This window comes from Microbacterium sp. NPDC012755 (genome assembly GCF_042901325.1).
In the GTDB taxonomy this organism is placed as follows: domain Bacteria; phylum Actinomycetota; class Actinomycetes; order Actinomycetales; family Microbacteriaceae; genus Microbacterium; species Microbacterium natoriense.
The window spans coordinates 2,429,877-2,451,896 of record NZ_JBIBCT010000001.1; the positions used below are offsets into that span (position 1 = coordinate 2,429,877).

24 protein-coding genes are annotated in these 22,020 nt (G+C 69.1%); 15 read left to right on the forward strand and 9 right to left on the reverse strand.

All coding sequences use genetic code 11. The annotated features are described in order from the left end of the window. The first annotated feature begins 13 nt into the window (after positions 1-13). Positions 14-1,144: an aminotransferase class V-fold PLP-dependent enzyme gene (locus ACFY5A_RS11235; RefSeq protein WP_387234016.1), complete on the forward strand. Its 1,131-nt coding sequence runs from the start codon at positions 14-16 to the stop codon at positions 1,142-1,144. Positions 1,145-1,301: 157 nt separating this feature from the next. After that, positions 1,302-2,687, forward strand: a complete 1,386-nt coding sequence (locus tag ACFY5A_RS11240; protein ID WP_374197879.1) for a PhoH family protein — start codon at positions 1,302-1,304, stop codon at positions 2,685-2,687. Between the two features lie 66 nt (positions 2,688-2,753). On the opposite strand, the gene ACFY5A_RS11245 is transcribed toward ACFY5A_RS11240, so the two are convergent. From ACFY5A_RS11245 to xseA, 5 genes are read right to left on the reverse strand one after another with little or no spacing between them, the layout of a single operon-like run. Beyond that, entirely contained in the window at positions 2,754-4,148 is a 1,395-nt protein-coding gene (locus ACFY5A_RS11245; protein WP_387234019.1) for a class II fumarate hydratase, read from the reverse strand. Between the two features lie 53 nt (positions 4,149-4,201). Continuing rightward, positions 4,202-4,852 carry a carbonic anhydrase gene (locus ACFY5A_RS11250; protein ID WP_387234022.1) on the reverse strand — a complete coding sequence of 217 codons (651 nt, stop codon included), beginning with the start codon at positions 4,850-4,852 and terminating at the stop codon, positions 4,202-4,204. After that, positions 4,849-5,493 (reverse strand): DUF4245 family protein, encoded by a 645-nt coding sequence (locus ACFY5A_RS11255; RefSeq protein WP_387234025.1) that lies wholly within the window; start codon positions 5,491-5,493, stop codon positions 4,849-4,851. The genes ACFY5A_RS11250 and ACFY5A_RS11255 overlap by 4 nt, the downstream gene beginning before the upstream one ends. Further along, positions 5,490-5,720, reverse strand: coding sequence for an exodeoxyribonuclease VII small subunit (locus tag ACFY5A_RS11260; protein WP_105672581.1), 231 nt, complete (start codon positions 5,718-5,720; stop codon positions 5,490-5,492). Before ACFY5A_RS11260 ends, ACFY5A_RS11255 begins: the two co-directional genes overlap by 4 nt. A gap of 52 nt (positions 5,721-5,772) precedes the next feature. Then, the gene (xseA, locus tag ACFY5A_RS11265) at positions 5,773-7,050 is read right to left on the reverse strand and encodes an exodeoxyribonuclease VII large subunit (RefSeq protein ID WP_341939787.1); all 1,278 of its coding nucleotides are present in this window, start codon (positions 7,048-7,050) and stop codon (positions 5,773-5,775) included. A gap of 88 nt (positions 7,051-7,138) precedes the next feature. On the opposite strand from xseA, the gene ACFY5A_RS11270 reads away from it, so the two are divergent. The 4 genes from ACFY5A_RS11270 (at position 7,139) to ACFY5A_RS11285 (ending at position 10,329) form a co-directional block, all read left to right on the forward strand. After that, positions 7,139-8,179, forward strand: a complete 1,041-nt coding sequence (locus ACFY5A_RS11270) for a 4-hydroxy-3-methylbut-2-enyl diphosphate reductase (RefSeq protein ID WP_308116192.1) — start codon at positions 7,139-7,141, stop codon at positions 8,177-8,179. A gap of 2 nt (positions 8,180-8,181) precedes the next feature. Beyond that, positions 8,182-8,973: an IclR family transcriptional regulator gene (locus tag ACFY5A_RS11275; protein WP_105672579.1), complete on the forward strand. Its 792-nt coding sequence runs from the start codon at positions 8,182-8,184 to the stop codon at positions 8,971-8,973. Between the two features lie 292 nt (positions 8,974-9,265). Further along, positions 9,266-9,784 carry a DUF6264 family protein gene (locus tag ACFY5A_RS11280; protein WP_341939786.1) on the forward strand — a complete coding sequence of 173 codons (519 nt, stop codon included), beginning with the start codon at positions 9,266-9,268 and terminating at the stop codon, positions 9,782-9,784. Further along, positions 9,781-10,329 carry an MOSC domain-containing protein gene (locus tag ACFY5A_RS11285; protein ID WP_105672577.1) on the forward strand — a complete coding sequence of 183 codons (549 nt, stop codon included), beginning with the start codon at positions 9,781-9,783 and terminating at the stop codon, positions 10,327-10,329. The genes ACFY5A_RS11280 and ACFY5A_RS11285 overlap by 4 nt, the downstream gene beginning before the upstream one ends. A gap of 121 nt (positions 10,330-10,450) precedes the next feature. Here the strand turns inward: ACFY5A_RS11285 and fbaA are convergent, their stop codons facing one another. Next, on the reverse strand, positions 10,451-11,479 hold the full coding sequence (gene fbaA / locus ACFY5A_RS11290; protein WP_341939785.1) for a class II fructose-bisphosphate aldolase: 1,029 nt from the start codon (positions 11,477-11,479) through the stop codon (positions 10,451-10,453). A gap of 181 nt (positions 11,480-11,660) precedes the next feature. Between fbaA and glpX the strand changes: the two genes are divergently transcribed. Beyond that, positions 11,661-12,647: a class II fructose-bisphosphatase gene (glpX, locus tag ACFY5A_RS11295; RefSeq protein ID WP_105672575.1), complete on the forward strand. Its 987-nt coding sequence runs from the start codon at positions 11,661-11,663 to the stop codon at positions 12,645-12,647. Between the two features lie 182 nt (positions 12,648-12,829). Beyond that, positions 12,830-13,120, forward strand: a complete 291-nt coding sequence (locus ACFY5A_RS11300; protein ID WP_105672574.1) for a hypothetical protein — start codon at positions 12,830-12,832, stop codon at positions 13,118-13,120. Positions 13,121-13,260: 140 nt separating this feature from the next. Here ACFY5A_RS11300 and ACFY5A_RS11305 read toward each other — a convergent pair whose 3' ends face one another. Then, a complete protein-coding gene (locus ACFY5A_RS11305; RefSeq protein ID WP_387234032.1) occupies positions 13,261-14,499 on the reverse strand; it encodes a DNA recombination protein RmuC in 1,239 nt (412 codons plus the stop codon). 40 nt (positions 14,500-14,539) lie between these two features. Beyond that, entirely contained in the window at positions 14,540-15,133 is a 594-nt protein-coding gene (locus ACFY5A_RS11310) for a 3'-5' exonuclease (protein ID WP_387234035.1), read from the reverse strand. Positions 15,134-15,192: 59 nt separating this feature from the next. Between ACFY5A_RS11310 and ACFY5A_RS11315 the strand changes: the two genes are divergently transcribed. From ACFY5A_RS11315 to ACFY5A_RS11335, 5 genes are all read left to right on the forward strand, one after another. Continuing rightward, positions 15,193-15,933: a class I SAM-dependent methyltransferase gene (locus tag ACFY5A_RS11315; protein WP_341939782.1), complete on the forward strand. Its 741-nt coding sequence runs from the start codon at positions 15,193-15,195 to the stop codon at positions 15,931-15,933. A 163-nt stretch (positions 15,934-16,096) separates the two neighbouring features. Further along, positions 16,097-17,170 (forward strand): redox-regulated ATPase YchF, encoded by a 1,074-nt coding sequence (ychF, locus tag ACFY5A_RS11320; protein WP_105672571.1) that lies wholly within the window; start codon positions 16,097-16,099, stop codon positions 17,168-17,170. A gap of 144 nt (positions 17,171-17,314) precedes the next feature. Next, positions 17,315-17,803: a hypothetical protein gene (locus ACFY5A_RS11325; protein ID WP_387234038.1), complete on the forward strand. Its 489-nt coding sequence runs from the start codon at positions 17,315-17,317 to the stop codon at positions 17,801-17,803. A gap of 150 nt (positions 17,804-17,953) precedes the next feature. Next, positions 17,954-18,787, forward strand: a complete 834-nt coding sequence (locus ACFY5A_RS11330) for a DNA-formamidopyrimidine glycosylase family protein (protein ID WP_387234041.1) — start codon at positions 17,954-17,956, stop codon at positions 18,785-18,787. 190 nt (positions 18,788-18,977) lie between these two features. Further along, positions 18,978-19,544 (forward strand): alpha/beta fold hydrolase, encoded by a 567-nt coding sequence (locus ACFY5A_RS11335; RefSeq protein ID WP_387234044.1) that lies wholly within the window; start codon positions 18,978-18,980, stop codon positions 19,542-19,544. Between the two features lie 53 nt (positions 19,545-19,597). On the opposite strand, the gene ACFY5A_RS11340 is transcribed toward ACFY5A_RS11335, so the two are convergent. Next, on the reverse strand, positions 19,598-19,942 hold the full coding sequence (locus ACFY5A_RS11340) for a LysR family transcriptional regulator (protein WP_387234047.1): 345 nt from the start codon (positions 19,940-19,942) through the stop codon (positions 19,598-19,600). Between the two features lie 117 nt (positions 19,943-20,059). Between ACFY5A_RS11340 and ACFY5A_RS11345 the strand changes: the two genes are divergently transcribed. Next, positions 20,060-20,230, forward strand: coding sequence for a hypothetical protein (locus tag ACFY5A_RS11345; RefSeq protein WP_341939777.1), 171 nt, complete (start codon positions 20,060-20,062; stop codon positions 20,228-20,230). A 49-nt stretch (positions 20,231-20,279) separates the two neighbouring features. Then, positions 20,280-21,941 carry an ABC-F family ATP-binding cassette domain-containing protein gene (locus ACFY5A_RS11350; RefSeq protein WP_341939776.1) on the forward strand — a complete coding sequence of 554 codons (1,662 nt, stop codon included), beginning with the start codon at positions 20,280-20,282 and terminating at the stop codon, positions 21,939-21,941. Positions 21,942-22,020: the final 79 nt, after the last annotated feature.

Below are 22,020 nucleotides of genomic sequence, written 5' to 3' on the forward strand. Positions count from 1 at the left end.
CCAGAATGACGCGGTGAGCACTTTCGACGACTACCTCGCGACCTTCGACGCCGAACCCGGCTATCTGAACTGGGCCGCCTTCGGACCGCTGTCGCCCTCCGTTCGCGAGGAGGTCTTCGCCGACGCCGATCTGCTCGGCAGCGGACGTCCGTCGTCTCTCGCGCTCGTGGAGGAGCGCCTCGGGCAGGCGCAGGAGCTCGTCGCCGAGCTCCTCGGTGCAGACGCCGCCGACGTGACCCTGCAGGGCTCGTCGACGCACGGCCTCATGCAGGCGCTGTACGGGCTCTCGGGCGCTGTCGTCGCGGCCACGGGGGAGTTCCCGAGCGTCAGCCTCACGCTGGAGCGTGCGGCTCAGGCTTCTCACGGCGCCCTCGTGCCGCGATGGATCTCCCCGGAGGACGGGCGCGTGACCCCGGATGCCGTCGCCGGAGTGCTCGACGACGAGGTGTCGGCGGTCGCGGTGAGCCACGTCGACTTCCGCACGGGCTATCGGGTCGACATCGCCGCGCTGCGCGAACTGATCGGCGCCGACCGTCTGCTGATCCTCGACGCCGTGCAGTCCTTCGGTCTCGTGGAGGCCGACTACGCCGCGGCCGACGTCGTCGTCGGCCACGGATACAAGTGGCTCAGGGCGGGACGCGGCACCGGCTTCGCGTGGTTCTCCGCGCGGGCGCGAGAGCGCATCGTCCCCGTCCTCAGCGGGATCACCGGCACCACGGCATCCGGACTCGTCATCGACGAGCTGCCGGGGCCGGCGGCGTCGGGGCAGGCGTACACGGTCAGCCGCCCGGACACGCTGGCGGCCGGGCGGCTGGCGATCGGCGTCCGCGATGTGCGCGACGCCGGCGTCGCGTCGATCGAGGAGCGCCTCGCGGAGCGGGTCGATGCGGTCCTGGAGATCGTCGACCGGCACGGCATCGCGGTGAGCTCTCCCCGTGAGCGCTCGGCCCGCGCGGGGATCGTGACGCTGGCGCCCGAGGAACCCGCGCGACTCGCGGCGGCGTTCGCGAACGCCGGGCTCGTCGTCACCGCCCGCGGCGCATCGGTGCGTCTGGCCCCGCACGCCGGGACGGACGACGCGACCCTGCAGCTCCTCGACGACACCCTGGCATCGTTCGGCAACGAGACGTTCATCAGCGCGTAACGAATCGATGGCGTGTCGTCGCGCGGAAATGTCCGCGCCTGGTCGTACCTTCTAGGCATCGGGCAAGGCGCCCGGTCGGGTCGGCCTCAGGTTCTCGACTCGTGACCCCCTGGTCGACTCGTTCGCAAAGCCGGGAATCCCCGGGTCGGGAGTGGTCGTGACCTCACGTACAGCGCAGCAGCCCACAGGCACCGCGCAGCAGCAGTCCACCCGCAAGACGACGCGAGGGGCGTCGCCGCAGGGTCCTGATCAGGACCTCCGCACCTACGTGCTCGACACGTCCGTGCTGCTGAGCGATCCGCAGGCGTTCTTCCGCTTCGCCGAACACTCCGTCGTTCTCCCGGTGGTCGTGATCAGCGAACTGGAAGGCAAGCGCCACGACCCCGAGATCGGCTACTTCGCCCGTCAGGCGCTGCGCCACCTCGATGATCTGCGGGTCGAGCACGGACGACTCGACTTCCCGGTCGAGGTGGGCGACGGCGGCACGCTCCGCGTCGAGCTCGCCAACACCGACTCATCGGTGCTCCCCGCCGGGATCCGGCTGAGCGACAACGACACCCGCATCCTCTCCGTGGCCATGCACCTCGCCGCAGACGGGCAGGACGTCACCATCGTGTCGAAGGACCTCCCGATGCGCGTGAAGGCGGCATCGCTCGGCCTGCGCGCCGAGGAGTACCTCGCCGAGCAGGCCGTCGATTCCGGATGGACGGGAATCACGACCCTCGACCTCTCCGGAGACGAGATCAGCGACCTCTACGAGAGCGAGGTCGGCCTCAGCGAGGACGCCAGGGGGCTGCCGGTCAACACCGGCCTCATCATCCACTCGGAGCGGGGATCCGCGCTCGGACGGGTCACCCGCGACGGCGAGTACCGGCTCGTCCGCGGCGATCGGGACATCTTCGGCATGCACGGCCGCTCCGCCGAGCAGCGCATCGCGATCGACCTCCTGCTCGACCCCGACATCGGCATCGTCTCCCTCGGCGGACGTGCGGGCACCGGCAAGTCGGCACTGGCGCTCTGCGCCGGGCTGGAGGCCGTGCTGGAGCGCCAGCAGCAGAAGAAGATCATCGTCTTCCGGCCGCTGTTCGCCGTCGGCGGGCAGGACCTGGGGTACCTCCCCGGCGACCGCGACGAGAAGATGGGACCGTGGGGCCAGGCGGTGTTCGACACCCTCGGCTCGGTCGTCTCGGGCAACGTCATGGAGGAGGTCGTCGAGCGCGGCATCCTCGAGGTGCTCCCGCTGACGCACATCCGCGGGCGCTCGCTGCACGACGCGTTCGTGATCGTCGACGAGGCGCAGTCCCTGGAGCGCAATGTGCTGCTGACCGTCCTGAGCCGCATGGGTCAGAACTCGCGGGTCATCCTGACCCACGACGTCGGACAGCGAGACAACCTGCGCGTGGGCCGTCACGACGGCATCGCCAGCGTCATCGAGACGCTCAAGGGGCACGACCTGTTCGCCCACGTCACCCTGACGCGCTCCGAGCGCTCGGCGATCGCCGCACTCGTGACCGAGCTGCTGGAAGGCAGCGAGCTCAGCTGACAGACGCAGAAAGACGGATGCCGCGGGGACTAGGTCCCCGCGGCATCCGTCTTTTCGACGACCGGCTCAGCCGGCGTGCGTCATGCTCAGCAGATCGAGCTTCTCGTCGAGCTGCTCGAGGGTGAGCTCTCCGCGCTCGACGTAGCCGAGGTCGATCACCGCGTCGCGCACCGTGATGCCCTTGGCGACCGAGTGCTTCGCGATCTTCGCCGCGGCCTCGTAGCCGATGAGCTTGTTGAGCGGCGTCACGATCGACGGGCTCATGCCGGCGAACGCCGCTGCGCGCTCCAGGTTCGCCTGCAGGCCGTCGACGGTCTTGTCGGCGAGCACGCGCGAGGCGTTCGAGAGGAGGCGGATCGACTCGAGCAGCGCCGTGCCCATGACCGGGATCGCGACGTTCAGCTCGAACGAGCCGGAGGCGCCGGCCCAGGCCACGGTCGCGTCGTTGCCGATGACCCTGGCGCACACCATGAGCACGGCCTCCGGGACGACCGGGTTGACCTTGCCGGGCATGATCGAGGAGCCGGGCTGCAGGTCGGGGATGTGCAGCTCGCCCAGACCGGTGTTGGGGCCGGAGCCCATCCAGCGCAGGTCGTTGTTGATCTTGGTCAGCGAGACCGCGATGGTGCGCAGGGCGCCGGATGCCTCGACGAGGCCGTCGCGGTTGGCCTGCGCCTCGAAGTGGTCCTTCGCCTCGGTGATGGGCAGCTCGGTCTCGGTCGCGAGCAGCGCGATCACCTTCTGCGGGAAGCCGAGCGGCGTGTTGATGCCGGTGCCGACAGCGGTGCCGCCGAGCGGGACCTCCGCGACGCGGGGGAGAGCAGACTGCACGCGCTCGATGCCGAGGCGGATCTGACGCGCGTAGCCGCCGAACTCCTGGCCGAGCGTCACGGGCGTGGCGTCCATGAGGTGCGTGCGGCCGGACTTGACGGCGTCCTTCCACAGCTCGGCCTTGGCCTCGAGAGCCACGGCGAGGTGGTCGAGTGCGGGGATGAGCGTGTCGATGAGCGCCTGGGTGACGGCGATGTGCACGGACGTCGGGAACACGTCGTTCGAGGACTGCGACGCGTTCACGTGGTCGTTGGGGTGCACGGTCGCGCCGAGGATGCGCGTCGCGAGGGTCGCGAGCACCTCGTTCATGTTCATGTTCGACGACGTGCCGGAGCCGGTCTGGTAGGTGTCGACCGGGAACTCGCCGTCGTGGATGCCGGCGGCGACCTGGTCCGCGGCCTGGGCGATCGCGTCGGCGATGGCGCCGTCGAGCGTGCCGAGCTCCTTGTTGGCGAGCGCTGCGGCCTTCTTGATGCGCGCGAGGGCGGCGATCTGCGTCGACTCCAGGCCCTTGCCCGAGATCGGGAAGTTCTCCACGGCTCGCTGGGTCTGCGCACCGTAGAGCGCGTTCACGGGCACCCGCACCTCGCCCATGGTGTCGTGCTCGATGCGGTACTCGGTGTCGGTCATTCCGAACCCTCCTTGGTTTCGGGGTCGTTCCCCTGGATGTGTGTCTGGTGCTTCTATCGGGGGTCTGTGGCGTCGATGCCGACGGTGATGACCGGGACAGCGGTGCCCTCGGCCAGTCGGTAGTTGGCGCCGACGATGCCCAGGCGACCCTCTGCGACGGCGTTGGAGATGAGCTCCGACGACTGCAGCAGGTCGCTGACGGTGTTGCGCAGGTGCTCCCGGCCGACCAGCTCCGAGTCGATGTCGGCGACCGTGGTGCCGCCGTTCTCGACGAGCACCTTGCGGGCCGCGGGGACGATCGGGGCGATGAGCTTCCAGATGTGCGGAGGCAGGGGAGTGGCGTCGATGGCGGTGCCGTCGATCGCCGCCCGCACCGCACCGCAGGAGTCGTGCGCGAGGACGACGATCAGGGGCACGTTCAGCACGGCCACCGCATACTCCAGGCTCGCGACGATCGACTCGCCGATGACCTGGCCCGCATTGCGCACGACGAACAGGTCGCCGAGGCCGAGGTCGAAGATGATCTCGGCCGCGAGGCGCGAGTCCGAGCATCCGAAGAGGGTCGCCACCGGGTTCTGCGCCGCGGCCAGGTCCTTCCTCCGAGCGACGTCCTGGTTGGGATGGCGGGGCTCGTCGGCGACGAAGCGCTGGTTGCCCTCCTGCATCTGCTTCCAGGCGGCGGCGGGGGTGAGAGCCGTGGTCATGAGGCCTCCGAGAGGGCGTGGATCTGCGGGATGAGGGATTCGGCGAGCTCGGCCGTCGAATCGGCCGAGCGCGACCCGTACAGGAGCACGTAGTCGGATCCGGCCTGGGTGCCGATCGCGTAGGTGATGTTCTGCTTCGCGCCGGCGTCGCCGACCCGGTAGACATCCCACTCGACACCGCCGATCGTGGTGGTGTCTGTGGGAGCCGTGCCGTTCAGACGCTGCGGGGCCCAGCTGGATTCGGCGTCGAAGGCCTGCGCGATCTTGATGTATCCGCGCTCCTCGTCGCCCTTCGGAGCGAGAGTGACGTCCCACACGACCGTGGATCCGCTGGTCAGCTCCGCCGCGTTGACGCGCCAGAAGGTGCCGGTATCGGGGAGGATGACGGGGCGCTTCATGGTGGATTCCACATCGGCGGCGATACCGGCGATGTCGACCTTGGGGGCGGATGCCGGCTCGCCCCGCGGTACCGCGAAGACGATGATGGCGACGACCGCCAGCGTCACGATGAGGGCGGCGACCAGGCTGCGCACGTTCTGGCTGGAGCGGTAGGCCGTGCTGGACTCGGCCTTGCGTGCCGCGGTCTCTTCGGGAGTCTCCGGGCGTCCGAGCTCGGCGACGATGGGGGCGGGCTTGTTCACGATTCGTCCTCTTCGGATGCCGTGGCACGGGCGGCGTCCAGGCGGCGCTTCGCGCCCAGCAGCCACTCCTCGCAGCGGGCGGCGAGAGCTTCGCCGCGCTCCCACAGGGCCAGCGACTGCTCGAGGGTCGGCGCGCCCTGCTCGAGTTCGGAGACGACCCTCACGAGCTCGTCGCGTGCGGCCTCGAACGACAGCGTCTCAACCGGGGTGTCGTTCTGCGCGCTCACCCCACCATCCTACGCGGTGCCCGGGGACACTCCCCTCGGGCCCCGGTCGTCGTCAGGGCGCTTCGGAGATCTCGCCGTCGGACACCGCGGCGACCGATCCCCGGTCGACGGTGATCGTCAGCGGAGTGCCCGCGGGGGCGTCGGCGGCGTCGCGCAGGATCACACCGCCGTCGAGGTGGGCGATCGCGTAGCCGCGGGCCAACGTCGCCGCGGGCGAGAGTGCGCGCAGGGAGGCACGCAGCTCGCTGGTCTTCCGTCCTGCGGCGTCGAGCTGGCGGGAGATCGTGTCGCGTCCCCTGGACTGCAGCAGCCACAGCTCCTGAGCGCGGTTGTCGATGATCGGATCGGGGGAGCGCAGCGCCGGGCGCGAGCGCAGCTGCTGCAGCTGCGCGATGTCATGGCCGACGCGCTGCGTGAGCCGGGTCGTCGCGCGCGAACGCAGCTGCCCGATGAGCGCGCGCTGCTCTCCCACATCGGGGACCACGCGCTTCGCCGCGTCCGTCGGAGTGGACGCCCGCAGGTCGGCGACGTCGTCGAGCAGGGGGTGATCGTTCTCGTGACCGATCGCGCTCACGATCGGGGTGGACGCAGCGGCCACGGCGCGCACGAGGCGTTCGTCGCTGAAGCCGAGCAGGGTCTGCGGATCGCCGCCCCCTCGGGCGATGATGATGACGTCGACCTCGGGGTCGGCATCCAGCCGGGCGAGTGCGGCGAGAGTGTCGGGTACGCAGCGGTCACCCTGCACGGCGGCGTACTCGGTCCGGAACCGCACTTGCGGCCACCGCAGCTCGGCGTTGCGATGCACATCCTTCTCGGCATCCGAGCGCTCGCCGGTGATGAGTCCGATCACGTGCGGGAGGAAGGGGAGCCGCTTCTTCCGGGCGGGATCGAACAGGCCCTCCTGACGCAGCTGCGCGCGCAGCTTCTCCAGGCGCTCGAGCTGATCGCCGAGGCCGACGTGCTTCATGGCCGAGACGGCGAAGCTGAAGTCGCCGCTCTTGACGAAGTAGTCGGACTTCACTGCGGCGATGACGTGATCGCCGACGCCGAGGTCGTTCGGGATGCGCGCGCGCACGCTCGACCAGATCCTGATCGAGATCTGGGCATCCGAGCGCGTGTCCTTGAGGCGGGCGAACACGTTGCCTGCACGCACGTTCCAGGAGGTGATCTCGCCTTCGACCCAGACCGTGTTCCACCTGGCGATGAAGTCGCGGATGGTCGCATTCAGCCGTGCGACCGAGGTCGGAGCGTCCGCCGTCGAATCGCGCGGCGCGACAGCATCGGCGGGCGGCGCCTCGCCCGGCGCCGTCTCGGCTTCGAAGACCGTCATGTGCTCCCGTCCTACCCGGCTCTGTCCAGCTTTGCGGCGGTAGAATTCCAGAGTGACTTCGACTGCCGTGCATCTGCCTGCCCCGCGTATCCCACGAGTGCGTGCGGCGGCCGGGCGGCTTCAGGATAACCCGGTCCAGGGACAGAAGCGGGTTCTGCTCGCCGCGCCCCGCGGCTACTGCGCCGGCGTCGACCGTGCGGTGGTGGCGGTGGAGAAGGCGCTGGAGCGCTACGGGGCGCCGGTCTACGTGCGCAAGCAGATCGTCCACAACATCCACGTCGTCACCGAGCTGGAGGCCAAGGGGGCGATCTTCGTCGAAGAGGTCGACGAGGTGCCTGAGGGCGCCCACGTCGTCTTCAGCGCCCACGGCGTCTCGCCGGCGGTGGTGAACGCGGCGTCGGATCGAGGACTCCACGCGATCGACGCGACCTGCCCCCTGGTGACCAAGGTGCACCGCGAGGCCGTGCGCTTCGCACGGGACGACTTCGAGATCCTGCTCATCGGGCACGAGGGACACGAAGAGGTCGAGGGCACGGCGGGTGAAGCCCCCGAGCACGTCACGGTCGTGAACTCCCCGGAGGAAGCCGACACCGTCCAGGTCAAGGATCCGTCGAAGGTCGTCTGGCTGTCGCAGACCACGCTCTCCGTCGACGAGACGATGGAGACGGTCAACCGCCTCCGTCTGCGCTTCCCCGAGCTGCACAACCCGCCGTCCGACGACATCTGCTACGCCACCCAGAACCGTCAGGTCGCGATCAAGAAGGTCGCGGCGAACGCCGACCTCGTGATCGTCGTCGGCTCCTCGAACTCGTCGAACTCGGTGCGTCTCGTCGAGGTCGCGCTCGAGTACGGCGCCAAGGCCGCCTACCGCGTGGACTACGCGGAGGAGGTCAAGCAGGAGTGGCTCGACGGCGTCGCCACGGTCGGTGTGACCAGCGGAGCATCCGTTCCCGAGGTGCTCGTGCGCGAGGTGCTGGATGCTCTCGACGGCGCCGGCTACCACGACGTCGAAGAGGTGCGCACGGCTGAGGAGGACCTCATGTTCTCGCTTCCCAAGGAGCTGAGGCAGGACGCCACGGGGCAGCGCGACGCGCGCGCCCTCGGCGGGCGGGCCTCCGGGGGCGCATAGGAGTGAGCGCCGCGGAAGCGGAACCCACCCTCATCGGCTCGGTGCAGCGCGCCCTTCGCCTCGTCGACATCGTCGCGAACTCGCCCCGTCCTCTCCCGGCGAAGATGCTCGCCGCCATCACCGGCCTCACGCCGGGTACCACGTACAACCTGGTCCGAACCCTTGTGCACGAGGGCTATCTGTCCAGCGAGCCCGACGGGCTCGTGCTGGGGAGTCGGTTCCCCGCCTTCCAGACGGAGCTCGACGCCAGGGGCGTGTTCCTCGCCAGGGTCCGCGCGGCGCTGCGAGATGTGACCGAGGAGGTCGGTGCGACGGCGTACCTCTCCCGCTACGCCGACGGGGAGATGCACCTCGTCGACATCGTCGATGCAGTGCAGAACCCCCGGGTCGAGCTGTGGGTCGGGCTGCAGTCGAGCGCGCACGCGACGGCGCTGGGCAAGCAGATCCTGGCCGATCTGTCGGAGGAGCAGCGTGCAGACTACCTCGCCAGGCACCGACTGGAGGAGCTCACGCCGCGCACCATCAGCGACCGCGCGACGCTCCTCGCCCAGCTGGAGCACTCACCCGGGTTCGCGGTCGACCGCGAGGAGTATGCGATCGGCGCCACCTGCGTCGCCGTCCCGGTCATCGCGCCGAACGTCACGGCATCCCTGGCGATCTCGCTGCCTGCGGAGCTCGCGGTCGTCGACATGACGCTGGTGACCGCGCTGCGGCGCGCCGCGAGACGGCTCTCGCTCCAGCTCGGAGCGGATGCTCTGGACGGTGGCGGCCCGGGCGCGGAGTTCAGTATCTGACCGTCGGTTCACTATTTGAAGAACTGCATCTAGCGCAATGGCATGCGCTTTCCTATGATCAGAGTTGTAGTCGTCAGTGCAACGACGCTACAGGAGGTGGAACGTCCCCAGCGTTCTGCAGCCCACTTGGATGACGAGCGTCCCCAGTGCTCTGAGTCCGCGGCCCCGAGGAGTCCCCACTCCGCCGGGGCCGCCATCATGTTCGGGGCTTCTTCTCGCGGCTCGGCGCCAGGGGAGCAGCGCTCGTCTCCGCCTGGATGCCGCTCCAGGCCAGGGCGGTTAGCATGGCGTGATGATCGATCAGCGGCCACAGTACGGCGAACTCGCGACTCCGGAAGAACAGCGCAGAGCCGCCGGCCTCCCGCCGCTGAGCGAGGTCGAGTCCGTCGAGCCCGTCGCTCCTGTCGCCTCCGAGGTCGCGCCCGCAGCAGCGCCCCGTCGCCCCGTCGACCGATTCGCGACCGTCGTGCTGCTCGCCTATGGCCTCGTCAACGTCATCACCGCTGGCCTGTCGTACCTCGACTTCGGCAGGGTCATGACCGAGGTCATGAAGGTGATGGGGATCGACGGGGAGTTCACGAACTACGACCAGGGCAGGATCTGGGGCACGGTCGCCGCGATCGTGCTCGTCATCGGATGGTGCCTCACCGCCGTGATCTCGCTGCGGAGGCTGCGCCAGGGCAAGCTCACCTGGTGGGTGCCGCTCGTCGGCGCCGCGGTGACGCTGCTGGTGACCTCCGTCTTCGCGGCGATCCCTCTGATGGGAGACCCGGCGTTCATCGCGTACCTCGAGAGCATGACGACGCGATGAGCCGTCTCGTCGCCGTCTGCGCGGTCCATCAGCTGCTGCCGGATGCCGGCACCGTCGGGATCACCGCGATCGACAAGAGGGCGGTCGAGGGGCCGGTGAAGGTCGGCTCCTACGGCGTCTACGCCGACGTGCAGGCCGATCGCAGACATCACGGCGGACCGGACAAGGCGCTGTACGCGTACTCCGAGGAGGATGCCGCCTACTGGGCGGCCGAGCTCGGACGCGACACTCCTCCTGGGTGGTTCGGGGAGAACCTGCGGGTCGAGGGCATCGACGTGAACGCGGCCCTGGTGGGCGAGCAGTGGCGGATCGGCTCGACCGTGATCGTCGAGGTCACCATGCCGCGCACGCCGTGCCAGACGTTCGCCCGTCGCGTCGGCGGCGATGCGGAACGCGGCTGGGTGAAGCGCTTCTCGGATGCGCGTCGTCTCGGTCCCTACCTCCGCGTGGTGAAGAACGGCAGGATCGAGGCCGGCGACGAGATCGTCGTGGTCCACCGCCCCGATCACGCCCCGAGCATCCTGGACATCTACCGGGGTCCGTGACCCGCAGTCCGTGCGCGGCGCCGCCGACGGCGGGGTTCGCGGCTGTCCGGGAAGAGCCCCGCTCAGACGGAGAATGCCCCGGCCGTTCCCGGCCGGGGCATTCCGTGACGATGCTCGTCTGTCAGCTCTTCGACTGTCCGTAGGAGCCGAGCTGGCGGGTCGACTCGACGACGCGGGCGGCCATCGCGGTCTCCGCGATCTTGCCCCAGGCGCGCGGGTCGTACAGCTTCTTGTTCCCGACCTCGCCGTCGACCTTCAGGACGCCGTCGTAGTTCTTGAACATGTAGTCGGCGATCGCACGCGTGTACGCGTACTGCGTGTCGGTGTCGATGTTCATCTTGATGACGCCGTTGGCGACCGCGAGGGCGATCTCCTCGTCGGTCGAGCCGGAGCCGCCGTGGAAGACGAGGTCGAGGGGCTTGGCAGCCGTGTTGTACTTCGCAGCGACCTCGGCCTGGATCTCGCCGAGGAGCTCCGGGCGCAGCTTCACGCCGCCCGGCTTGTACACGCCGTGCACGTTGCCGAAGGTGAGGGCGGCGATGTAGCGGCCCTGCTCGCCGAGGCCCAGTGCCTGGACGGCCTGGTCGACGTCGGCGAAGGTCGTGTAGAGAGCCTCGTTCGAGCCCTCGTGCTGCACGCCGTCCTCCTCGCCGCCGACGACGCCGATCTCGACCTCGAGGATGGCGTTGATCGCCTTCATGCGGGGGAGGAGGTCCTTGGCGATCTCGATGTTCTCCGCGAGGGGAACGGCCGAGCCGTCCCACATGTGCGACTGGAAGATCGGGTTGCGGCCGGCCTTCACCTCTTCTTCGGAAGCGGTGATCAGCGGCTCGACGAAGCCGGCGAGGGCGTCCTTCGGGCAGTGGTCGGTGTGCAGCGCGACGGTGACGGGGTAGTTCTTGGCGACCTCGGTCGCGTACCGGGCGAAGGCGAGAGCACCGGTGGCACGTGCCTTGACCGTGTGGCCGGCGAAGTAGTCGGCGCCGCCCGTGGTGACCTGGATGATGCCGTCGGAACCGGCCTCGGTCAGGCCCTGGAGGACGGAGTTGATCGTCTGCGAGCTCGAGACGTTGAATGCGGGGTACGCGAAGCCGCCGGCCTTCGCGCGGTCGAGCATTTCTGCGTACTGGTCCGGGGTGGCGACGGGCATGAGAACTCCTGCGATAGGTGAGCCGGGACAGCAGTCACTCTAGCCGGGAAGGGGAGGGGATGCCGTCGGGATGACGCTCCGGAGGGGGACTCTCTGCCGCACGGTTAAGAATCACGATTCCTTCATGCGATTTTGCCCGAAAGGAGGCGACTGCCACCGCGATTCTGGCTACTCTTGCCGCATGGTGAGTCTGACTGGTGATCTGAGCCCTCTTCGTCCCGACCGCAACCTCGCAATGGAGCTGGTGCGCGCGACCGAGGCGGCCGCGATCCGTGCGGTGCCGTTCATCGGCCGTGGCGCGAAGGAGGCCGCCGACGGTGCGGCTGTCGACGCCATGCGCGCCTTCCTCGGCACCGTCGCCTTCCAGGGGCAGGTCGTCATCGGCGAGGGCGAGAAGGACAACGCCCCGATGCTCTTCAACGGCGAGGTCGTCGGCACGGGCACCGGGCCGCTCTGCGACATCGCGGTCGACCCGATCGACGGCACCTCCCTGACAGCAGCCGGCCGCCAGAACGCGCTGTCGGTGATCGCCGTGTCCGACCGTGGAACGATGCTCGACGCGTCCAGCGTCTTCTACATGGACAAGCTCGTCACCGGTCCCGCGGGCGTCGGCGTCGTCGACATCCGCCTCCCGATCGGCGAGAACATCCGTCGCCTCTCGGCCGCGCTGGGCAAGCCGGTCGACGAGATCGTCGTCTCCGTCCTGAACCGTCCGCGCCACGAGCAGCTCATCCAGGAGATCAGGGATGCCGGAGCCGGCACCCGTCTGATGAGCGACGGCGATGTCGCGGGCGGCATCAACGCCGCACGCCACGGCGCGCGCACCGACATGTGCGTCGGCGTCGGCGGCAGCCCCGAGGGCATCGTGACCGCGTGCGCGATCAAGGCGCTCGGCGGTCACATCCAGGGCCGCCTGTGGCCTCGTGATGACGACGAGCGTCAGCGCGGCATCGACGCCGGTCTCGACATGGACAAGGTCTATGAGGCCGACGATCTCGTCCGGGGCGACAACACGATCTTCGTGGCGACGGGTGTGACCGACGGTCAGCTCGTCGCGGGTGTGCGTCGCGAGGGCGGCTACATCTACACCGAGAGCGTCGTGCTGCGCGGCGCATCGGGCACCCTGCGGCGGATCGCCTCGGAGCACCTCGTCTCGAAGTGGCTCTGATCCTGCGCTGACGGCGACGCGCGGCATCGTGAGAGCTGCGGTGCGCGCGGCATCGTTATCGAGACGGAACCCCTGCCCGGAGCGCTGAGCCGTGGTTTCCGTGCGCGTCGTGTGACAATTGTCTCTGGGTTTCTCACCGTCGACGGAGCCGCAGGCACCGCAGACACAGGAGGGCGAAGCAGATGGCAACGCAGCACACGAGCGATTCGAAGGCCGCACCGACCAAGTTCGTCACGACGAACACCGGGCGCATCCTCCGGGTGAACGTCGACGAGATCGACGCGGCAGCCAAGGCTGCAGCCGCCTCCGCCGCCACGGTCCATGCAGTCGACCCGGCACGGCGTGCCGATGTGCTCTTCCGCGTGCGTCGCGACGAGGGACACGAGGTCAGCGCTTGGTGGATGATCGGCGCCTTCCTCGCCACCAGCGGACTGGTGATCCTCCTGCTCTCGGGCGTCCCCGGCGTCGCCTGAGCAGCTTTCCGGCGTCGCCTGACTGAGTCTCCGGCGTCGTCTGATCAGGTCTCTGATCGGAGCGGACTCCGGTCGGAGTGGACTCCGGTCGGTCTCTGATCGGAGCGGACTCCGGTCGGACTCTGGTCGTTTCGACGGCCTCAGTCGCCCTCGAGCCGCTGACGCACATCGCCCAGCTCGGCCCGCACGGGCTCGGCGGCATCCACGTCGCTGACGAGCTCGGCCGCTGTGAATCGGCGCGCGCTGCCTCCGATCACCTGCGGCGACGCGTCGAGCGTCGAGGAGTCGATGCCGGGGAACTGCCGGGCCGTCACGAGCACGCGGTTCTCCAGCGAACCGGCGAAGCGGTTGTAGCTGTCGACCGTGCGCTCCAGGGCGCGGCGGAGGTCGTCGGCATGGCCGGCCAGCACGCCGAGGCGGTCGTACAGCTGCGTGCCGAGGGCGAGCAGAGTGCGAGCCTCGGTCGACACCTCCTGCTGGGTCCAGGTGTAGGCGACCGTCTTGAGCACCGCCCAGAGATTGACGGGTGAGGCCAGCGCCACCCGGCGGCTGAAAGCGTAGTCGAGCAGTGTCGGATCCTCGTCGATCGCCGCGGCGAGCAGCGATTCGCTCGGCAGGAAGCAGATCACGAATTCGGGGCTCGACTCGAGGCCAGACCAGTAGGCCTTCTTGGTGAGCGCATCGATGTGTGCGCGCACCGCTTTCACGTGCTTCTGCATGAGCATGCGCCGCTCCGCCTCGTGCGCGTCGCCCGCCGGCAGTGCCGATGCCTCGAGATAGGCGTCGAGGGGGACCTTCGCGTCGACGGGGATCGACGCGCCACCGGCGAGCCTGATCACCATGTCGGGCCGGCCGACGCCGCGATCCGAGGAGACGGTCGACTGCAGATCGAAGTCGACGTGCCGGGTGAGGCCGGCGGCCTCGACGACGCGCCGCAGCTGCGTCTCACCCCACACGCCCCTGGTCACCGTCGACTTCAGTGCTCCGGCGAGCGACTCGGTCGTCGCGCGCAGCGCCTCATCGGACTCGTGCGCGCGACGCAGCTGCTCGGCGAGCGACCCGAACTGCGCATGGCGCTCCTGCTCGATCGTCGCGATCTTGTGCTGCATCTGCTGGAGGCTCTCGCGCACGGGTGCGAGCGCCGTCAGGACGGCGTTCTGCTGCTGCACGCGGATCGCCTCGGCCCGCTGCTCTTCACGGGCGTGCTCGACGGCATCCCGATACAGGTCGTACTGGCGGTCGCGGTCGTCGCGCGCGGCGGCGAGATCGGCCTGCGCTCTGGCCAGTTCCGCCGCTCCTCGGCCCGAGCGCAGGTACCAGCCCAGGGCGGCACCGGCCGCGAGGGCGATGAGGAGGAGGACGATCGTCAGAGGATCCATGGATCCGATGATGCCCTCGACCACCGACATCGGCGGGATGTCAGGCGACGGCGCGTTCCTCCGCCGCGGTGACGGGTTCGGTGACGCGGAGGCCCAGAGCCCTGGCGAGACCGAACACGTCCGACACCTCGGCGCGTCGAGCGGAGTCGATCACGATCTCGGCGCAGGCGCGGGCATCGGCCAGCGCATCGTGGTGCGAGAACTCCGAGAAACCTGCGGCGGCAGCGGCCTTGGGCAGACGGTAGGAGTCGAGCTCGTACGTCTTCCGCGCCACCTGCAGGCTGCACAGCGAGCGGTACGGCGGGCAGATCTCGCCCGTCGCCTCCGAGGCGCGACGCAGCACGTTCAGATCGAATCCGGCGTTGTGCGCGACCAGCACGTCGGCGCCGGCGAACGCGCACAGGCGGTCGAACTGCTCGGACCAGGTGGCGGCATCCCGCACGTCGTGCGGACGGATGCCGTGGATCTTGACGTTCCACTCCTGGAACTCGTCGTGGCCTGCGGGCGGTTGGATCAGCCAGCCCGCGGTGGCGACGACGCGGCCATCGCGAACGCGGACGAGTCCGACGGAGCAGGCCGAGGCGGGGCTGGAGTTCGCCGTCTCGAAGTCGATCGCGGTGAAGTCCAGGGGCACCTCTCCACTTTCACCCCGCCCTCCGAGCGGGTCCGGAAGACTCGCCGTAGGCTGGCGATATGGCTGAGGATATGGCGACGTCGTTCGGAGCAGAGGCGGGGAACTACGAGGCGGGGAGACCCGACTATCCGTTCGAGGCGGTCGCCTGGATGCTCGAGCCGATGCCCGCGGGCTCCACGCGCATCGCCGACGTCGGGGCGGGCACGGGCAAGCTCACCCGAGTGCTCGCCGCGGCCCCGGATGCCGAGATCGTGGCGATCGACCCGGATCCTGCGATGCTCTCCGCCCTGCGCGATGCCGTGCCCGGTGTGCCGACCTTCGTGGGCACCGCCGAGTCCCTGCCGCTGCCGGACGCGGGTCTCGACGCCGTCGTTCTCGGCCAGGCGTGGCACTGGGTGGACCCCGTGACGGCCTCCGCAGAGGTCGGGCGCGTCGTGAAATCCGGAGGAGTGCTGGGGCTGATCTGGAACCTTCGTGACGAGCGCGCCGACTGGGTGCGCCGTCTCACCGAGATCATGCACGGCAGCAACGCCGAGATCATGATGGCCGAGGGAGGCCCTTCGATCGCGACGCCGTTCGGGGAGCTCGAGGAGGAGACCTGGGAATGGGTGCGGCCCATCACCCGTGAGCAGCTGCACAGCATGGCGTCGTCGCGCAGCTACATCATCACGGCATCCGATGAGGAGAAGGCGCGTGTCCACGGCGAGATGGACGCCCTGTTCGACGAGCTGGGACTCCACGGGGATGCCGTGATCGATCTGCCGTACGTGACGCGGGCGTTCCGCGCGATCAGGAGCTGAGGCCGGCGGGATCCTGCCGACCGGGCGCTCCGAGACCCGGCCAATCGACCGGGATCCGGATCGTCGCGCGCGAACCTTCCGGATCTCGAGCGGAGATCCGGATCCGGGAGGGCGTCTACCGGGCGCAGGTTCGCGGCATCCGCCCCCGGTAGACTCGACTTCCGTGGCTCTTACAATCGGAATCGTCGGCCTGCCCAACGTCGGCAAGTCCACCCTCTTCAACGCTCTCACCAAGAACGACGTGCTCGCGGCGAACTACCCGTTCGCGACGATCGAGCCCAACGTCGGCGTGGTGAACCTGCCCGACTCGCGTCTCGACAAGCTCGCGGAGATCTTCGGCAGTGAGCGCATCCTCCCCGCCGCGGTGTCGTTCGTTGACATCGCCGGCATCGTCCGGGGCGCGAGCGAGGGCGAGGGTCTGGGCAACAAGTTCCTCGCGAACATCCGCGAGGCCGACGCGATCGCCCAGGTCGTCCGCGGCTTCGCCGATGACGACGTCGTGCACGTGGACGGCGCGGTGAACCCGGCGTCCGACATGGAGACGATCAACGCGGAGCTCATGCTCGCCGACCTCGAGACCGTGGACAGGGCGATCACCCGCTACGAGAAGGAAGTCCGCGGCAAGAAGATCGAGCCGATCGTGCTCGAGACCGCGCAGGCGGCGAAGGAGGCCCTCGAGCGCGGCGTGCTGCTCTCGGTGTCCGGCCTCGATCTCGCGCCGATCCGCGAGCTCGGCCTGCTCACCTCGAAGCCCGTCATCTTCGTCTTCAACGTCGACGAGGGCGTGCTGACGGACGCTGCCCGCAAGGAGGAGCTGGCCGCGCTGGTCGCCCCCGCGAAGGCGATCTTCCTGGACGCGAAGATCGAGTCCGAGCTCATCGACCTCGACCCTGAGGATGCCGCTGAGCTGCTGGCCTCGACGGGACAGGACGAGTCGGGTCTCGACCAGCTCGCCCGCATCGGCTTCGACACCCTCGGCCTGCAGACGTACCTGACGGCGGGCCCCAAGGAAGCGCGCGCCTGGACCATCGGCAAGGGCTGGAAGGCCCCGCAGGCCGCCGGAGTCATCCACACCGACTTCGAGAAGGGCTTCATCAAGGCGGAGATCGTCTCGTTCGACGACCTCGTCGAGACGGGGTCGGTCATCGAGGCCCGCGCCAAGGGCAAGGCCCGCCTCGAAGGCAAGGACTACGTCATGCAGGATGGCGACGTCGTGGAGTTCCGCTTCAACAACTGACTCACACACGGAGGGGAGCGGCGGCAGGGCGCCCTCAGCTGAGCTGTCGTCACCGGCTGAGAACCGACCCGTCTGTCGCGTGAGGCGGCTCCACCGCTATGGTCGTGGCATGGACGATCATGTCGGACTCCACGACTGCGTCGTGTGGACGCGGCCGACGGAGCTGCGTTGATCAGGTGGAACCGGGCGAGCTTCGCCGTATACGGTGGCCGGCGGTCGGCCTCGGAGATCAGCGAACTGCTGAACCTGGAGCCCGATATGCATGGCGATGTCGGAGAACTGACGCCAGCCGGGCATGCAGGCCGCAAGCTCAAGCCGCAGTACCTCACCTACCAGCGCACCTACTGGTCGATCGACGTCGACTCCGATAGCCACCGGGTCGACGCGGAAGACGAGACGGGATTCGCGGCGCTGACTGCGCTCGTCGGGCTGTTTACTCCGCGGGCGGAGGCACTTGTCGAGTTGCGGAAGGATGCGGAGACCGTTCTGTGGTGGTCGGGCGACTCTGACAGCACCCAGGGCGGATTCGTACTGACCGCCGACCTCATCGGACAGCTTGCTCTTCTCGGCTGCGATGTACGCGGGACGGCGTACATCTCAGTCGAGGAGAGCGAGGTCGCTAGATCGGACTGAAGCGTCGGCCAGCGGCAGCGAAGGCGAACGTCCGAGTTGCGCCTGTAACGTCCGTGCTCGCCGTCCTGGTGCTTTTCGCGAGAACCTCGATCTCCCGCTCGTCGTCGATGGGCCTCGCCGTATGTCGGATGCCGGTGCGACGATGGACGCATGCCCGAATCTCCGGAGGTGCAGGCGCTCGTCGAGTTCTTCGATGAGCGAGTCCGAGACCGTGTCATCGCTGAGATCGACATCGGCGAGTTCCGCATCATCAAGACTCGCGAACGCCCGCCTGCGTCGCTCATCGGCGCGCGGATCTCCGGTCTACGGCGCTTCGGGAAGCACCTCGGGATCGACACCTCGGCGGGGTGGATGATCATCGGGTTCGGACGCAACGGCTGGATCCGGTGGAAGGCGGCAGGAGATGTCTCTGTCGACGAGCTCGTTCCGGAGGTCGCGAGAGTCACCCTCGATGACGGTGCAGTGATGCGGATCGTCGACGCGGGCGACTTCCTCGCTGTCACAGCTGCGATCGTGGACGCCCCTTCGGACGTCGCGGGCATCGCGGCGCTAGGCCCGGACCCGCTCTCAGTCGACTTCTCCCGCGAGGACTTCGAGCGCGCACTCGGCACCCGCAAGAAGCAGATCAAGGCGCTGCTGCAGGAGCAGACGTCCATCGCGGGAATCGGCAACGCCTACTCCGATGAGATCCTGCACCGGGCGCGCCTCTCTCCGGTCGTGCACGCTGCGGTGCTGGACTCCGAGGCCAGAGAGAGGCTGTTCGCCGCCACCGTCGACATCATGCGCGGAGCGCTCGCCGACCGCCGGGGACTGCCTCCTGACGCCCTCAAACCCGCAAAGGTTCAAGCCATGTCCGTCCATGGGCACACAGGGCAGACATGCCCTGTGTGCGGCACCACGATCGTCGACCACATCTTCGGAGGAGCATCCGCGCAGCGTTGTCCCCGGTGCCAGCCGGATCAGGCGGACGGGGGCGTGCGGTGAGTCCAGATAGAGCGATCTGAACCGGCCGAGCAGCAGGAGCGCCGGCGCTTCCGGCGACGCGCGCGTCCGCCGCACGGTTGTGGGGAGATACGCTGGAGAGGCCGTTTCGGTCCTTGAGGCTAGCGACGGCCCATACACCCAGGCGCAGCGCCGCAGACGAAGCATCGATCGTGCAAGGAGACCGACGCAGATGACCGACACCCAGATCTTCGAGCCCGACGGACGCGCGATCCCCTTCGTCGACGAGGGAGACGGTCCGGTCAAGCTCGTGCTGATCCAGGAGCACGGTCTCGCCGCCGATGTGCTCGGCGTCGTCGCGCATTACCTCGCCGAGGAGGCCGGGTTCCATGTGCTGCGCATCGGGCACAGGGCCGACGCTGCCGACGCCTCGTTCGAGGAGCGGGTCGAGGATGCTCTCGCCGTCATCGATCATGTCGGTCTTCAGGACACGTGGATCGGCGGGCACGGCTTCGGCGGGACCGTGGCGCGCGCACTCGTCGCGGCGCACCCCGACCGCGCGAACGGCCTCTTGCTGCTCGGCGTCGAGGAGGCTGATGTCGAGATCGCGCCGGCGATCCCCGTGCTCATCGTGCAGGGCACCGATGACGACGTGAACCCGCCGGTCAATGCCGAGCGCCTGCACTCGACGATCCCCGACCGGTCGAGCATCAAGACCATCGGCGGAGACCACCTCTTCCCGATGCACCACCCGATCGAGACCGCCGTGGTCATCGAGGAGTACCTCGACTGGGACTGAGTTCGCCCTATGCTGATCGCGTGACCCAGACGCCCGTGCTGCGCTAGCGCGCGTCAGCGCCCCTGGCGCTTCTTGTAGGGCTTGGGCTGACCCTTGACCACCGGTGCGCGGCCCCTGCCCTTGGAGGCCTTGGCCTTGCCGCCGGCCGGGGCGGCAGGCTTCGCGACGGGAGCCGGCTCCGCGGCGATCCGCTCCCTCGCTTCATCGAGCAGGAGCAGCCCGGCTGCGGTGATCTTCGTCTCGCCTCCACGCGTGACGAGAGGGTGCCCCACTTCGTCCTCCAGCTTCTCGATCGTCGAGTAGAGCGCGGCGAGCGGGATGCCGAGGGACTCTGCGGCGCGGGGGAAGTGCAGCTCCTCGGCGACGGCGACGAAACGTCGAAGCTGGGTGATGTTCACGGAGAGCCGTTCCTTTCCCGCGAGGATCGCGGTCGACTCCCCAGCGTACGCGTCGCTACGGTGCCGCAGCGACGCGGTCGGCGTACGCTGTGCGTGTCACCGACCGAAGGAGCAGCCGTGCCCGACCACGATGAGCATGCCCCTCACGGGCATATCCCCGCGCCCGGCGAGCCGACCGTCCCGGAGCTGGAGGCCGACGAGAACGTCGCTCCGAGGCCGGAGGAGGAGATCGCCGACATCCTGCGATCGGCACCCGACCTGAAGGACCACAGCCGGCAGCGCGAGTGAGCGGGATGCCGTGTCATCCGCCGACCTGCGTCGATGACAGGATTGTATGATGACCGCGACACTGGTGGCCCAGGACCTGGCCGGAGGGTACGGTCACCGCACCCTCTTCGACTCCCTCGATCTCACCGTCGCTCCCGGCGACGTGGTCGGCGTGGTGGGGGCGAACGGCGCGGGAAAGTCCACCCTCCTCCGCCTGCTCGCCGGGCTCGACGAACCTCAGGCGGGGAGCATCGCGCTGGCGCCAGCCGACGCGTTCGTCGGCTGGCTGCCGCAGGAGCACGAGCGCATCGCGGGGGAGACGGTGTCGGCGTACATCGCGCGCCGCACGGGATGCGCGTCCGCGACAGCGGAGATGGATGCCGCGGCTGCCGCGCTCGGCGACCCCTCGCTCGCGCGCCCGGGAGCAGACCCGGCCGATGTCTACTCGGCGGCGCTCGACCGCTGGCTGGCGAGCGGAGCCGCGGACCTCGAGGAGCGCGTCCCCGCCGTGCTCGCCGAACTGGGACTCGACCTCGGCGACGCCGCCGGGGACGCGCTGATGACCTCCCTGTCCGGAGGGCAGGCGGCAAGAGTGGGGCTCGCCGCCCTCCTCCTCTCGCGATTCGATATCGTGCTGCTCGATGAGCCCACCAACGACCTCGACCTCGACGGTCTGGAGCGTCTGGAGACGTTCGTGCGCGGACTCCGCGGTGGAGTGGTGCTCGTCAGCCATGACCGCGAGTTCCTCTCCCGCTGTGTGACGCGCGTGCTGGAGCTCGACCTCGCGCAGGGCACGAACCGCGTGTACAGCGGCGGCTACGACGCGTACCTGGAGGAGCGGGCGACCGTGCGTCGGCACCTGCGCGAGAAGTACGACGAGTTCGCGGAGAAGAAGGCCGACCTCGTGTCCCGCGCACGGACGCAGCGGGAATGGTCGAGCCAGGGCGTGCGCAACGCCATGAGGAAGTCGCCGGACAACGACAAGATCCGCCGCAAGGCCTCCACCGAGTCGAGCGAGAAGCAGGCGCAGAAGGTGCGTCAGATGGAGAGCAGGATCGCCCGGCTCGAGGAGGTCGAGGAACCGCGCAAGGAGTGGCAGCTCGAGTTCAGCATCGCCGCTGCGCCGCGATCGAGCTCGGTCGTGTCGACCCTGAGCGCCGCGATCCTCCGTCAGGGCTCCTTCACCCTCGGCCCGGTGTCGCTCCAGGTGAACGCGGGGGAGCGCATCGGCATCACCGGACCCAACGGTGCGGGCAAGTCCACCCTGCTGCGCGCGCTGCTCGGCCAGCAGCTCCCCGATGACGGCACCGCGAGCCTCGGGGCGAGCGTGCAGATCGGCGAGATCGACCAGGCGCGCTCCCTCCTCGCCGGGGCCCGACCGCTCGCGGGAGCATTCGAGGACCTGGTGCCGGAGTACGCGACCGGCGAGGTGCGCACCCTGCTCGCGAAGTTCGGACTCAGGGCCGACCATGTCAACCGGCCGGTCGACGAGCTGTCGCCAGGAGAGCGCACGCGCGCGGGGCTCGCGCTCCTGCAGGCGCGCGGCACCAACCTGCTCGTGCTCGACGAGCCGACGAACCACCTCGATCTCGCGGCCATCGAGCAGCTGGAGCAGGCCCTCGATTCGTATGAGGGCACCCTGCTGCTCGTCACCCACGATCGACGGATGCTCGACACCGTGCGGACCGACCGCCGCTGGCGCGTCGAGGAGGGCCGGGTCACCGAGCTGTGACCGGCATCCGGCCGTCCGAGCCGCGCCGGATCGCCGATGCACTCCGACCCGCCATGCGGCTCGCCCGATAGCATCCAGG

Coding starts and splice junctions, on each gene's coding strand:
- ACFY5A_RS11245 (WP_387234019.1), bottom strand. CDS start 4,148: ATGACCGACACCGAGTACCGCATCGAGCACGACACCATGGGCGAGGTG.
- ACFY5A_RS11250 (WP_387234022.1), bottom strand. CDS start 4,852: ATGACCACGGCTCTCACCCCCGCCGCCGCCTGGAAGCAGATGCAGGAG.
- xseA (WP_341939787.1), bottom strand. CDS start 7,050: ATGACGGTCTTCGAAGCCGAGACGGCGCCGGGCGAGGCGCCGCCCGCC.
- ACFY5A_RS11280 (WP_341939786.1), top strand. CDS start 9,266: ATGATCGATCAGCGGCCACAGTACGGCGAACTCGCGACTCCGGAAGAA.
- ACFY5A_RS11285 (WP_105672577.1), top strand. CDS start 9,781: ATGAGCCGTCTCGTCGCCGTCTGCGCGGTCCATCAGCTGCTGCCGGAT.
- fbaA (WP_341939785.1), bottom strand. CDS start 11,479: ATGCCCGTCGCCACCCCGGACCAGTACGCAGAAATGCTCGACCGCGCG.
- glpX (WP_105672575.1), top strand. CDS start 11,661: ATGGTGAGTCTGACTGGTGATCTGAGCCCTCTTCGTCCCGACCGCAAC.
- ACFY5A_RS11300 (WP_105672574.1), top strand. CDS start 12,830: ATGGCAACGCAGCACACGAGCGATTCGAAGGCCGCACCGACCAAGTTC.
- ACFY5A_RS11305 (WP_387234032.1), bottom strand. CDS start 14,499: ATGGATCCTCTGACGATCGTCCTCCTCCTCATCGCCCTCGCGGCCGGT.
- ACFY5A_RS11315 (WP_341939782.1), top strand. CDS start 15,193: ATGGCTGAGGATATGGCGACGTCGTTCGGAGCAGAGGCGGGGAACTAC.
- ACFY5A_RS11330 (WP_387234041.1), top strand. CDS start 17,954: ATGCCCGAATCTCCGGAGGTGCAGGCGCTCGTCGAGTTCTTCGATGAG.
- ACFY5A_RS11335 (WP_387234044.1), top strand. CDS start 18,978: ATGACCGACACCCAGATCTTCGAGCCCGACGGACGCGCGATCCCCTTC.
- ACFY5A_RS11350 (WP_341939776.1), top strand. CDS start 20,280: ATGACCGCGACACTGGTGGCCCAGGACCTGGCCGGAGGGTACGGTCAC.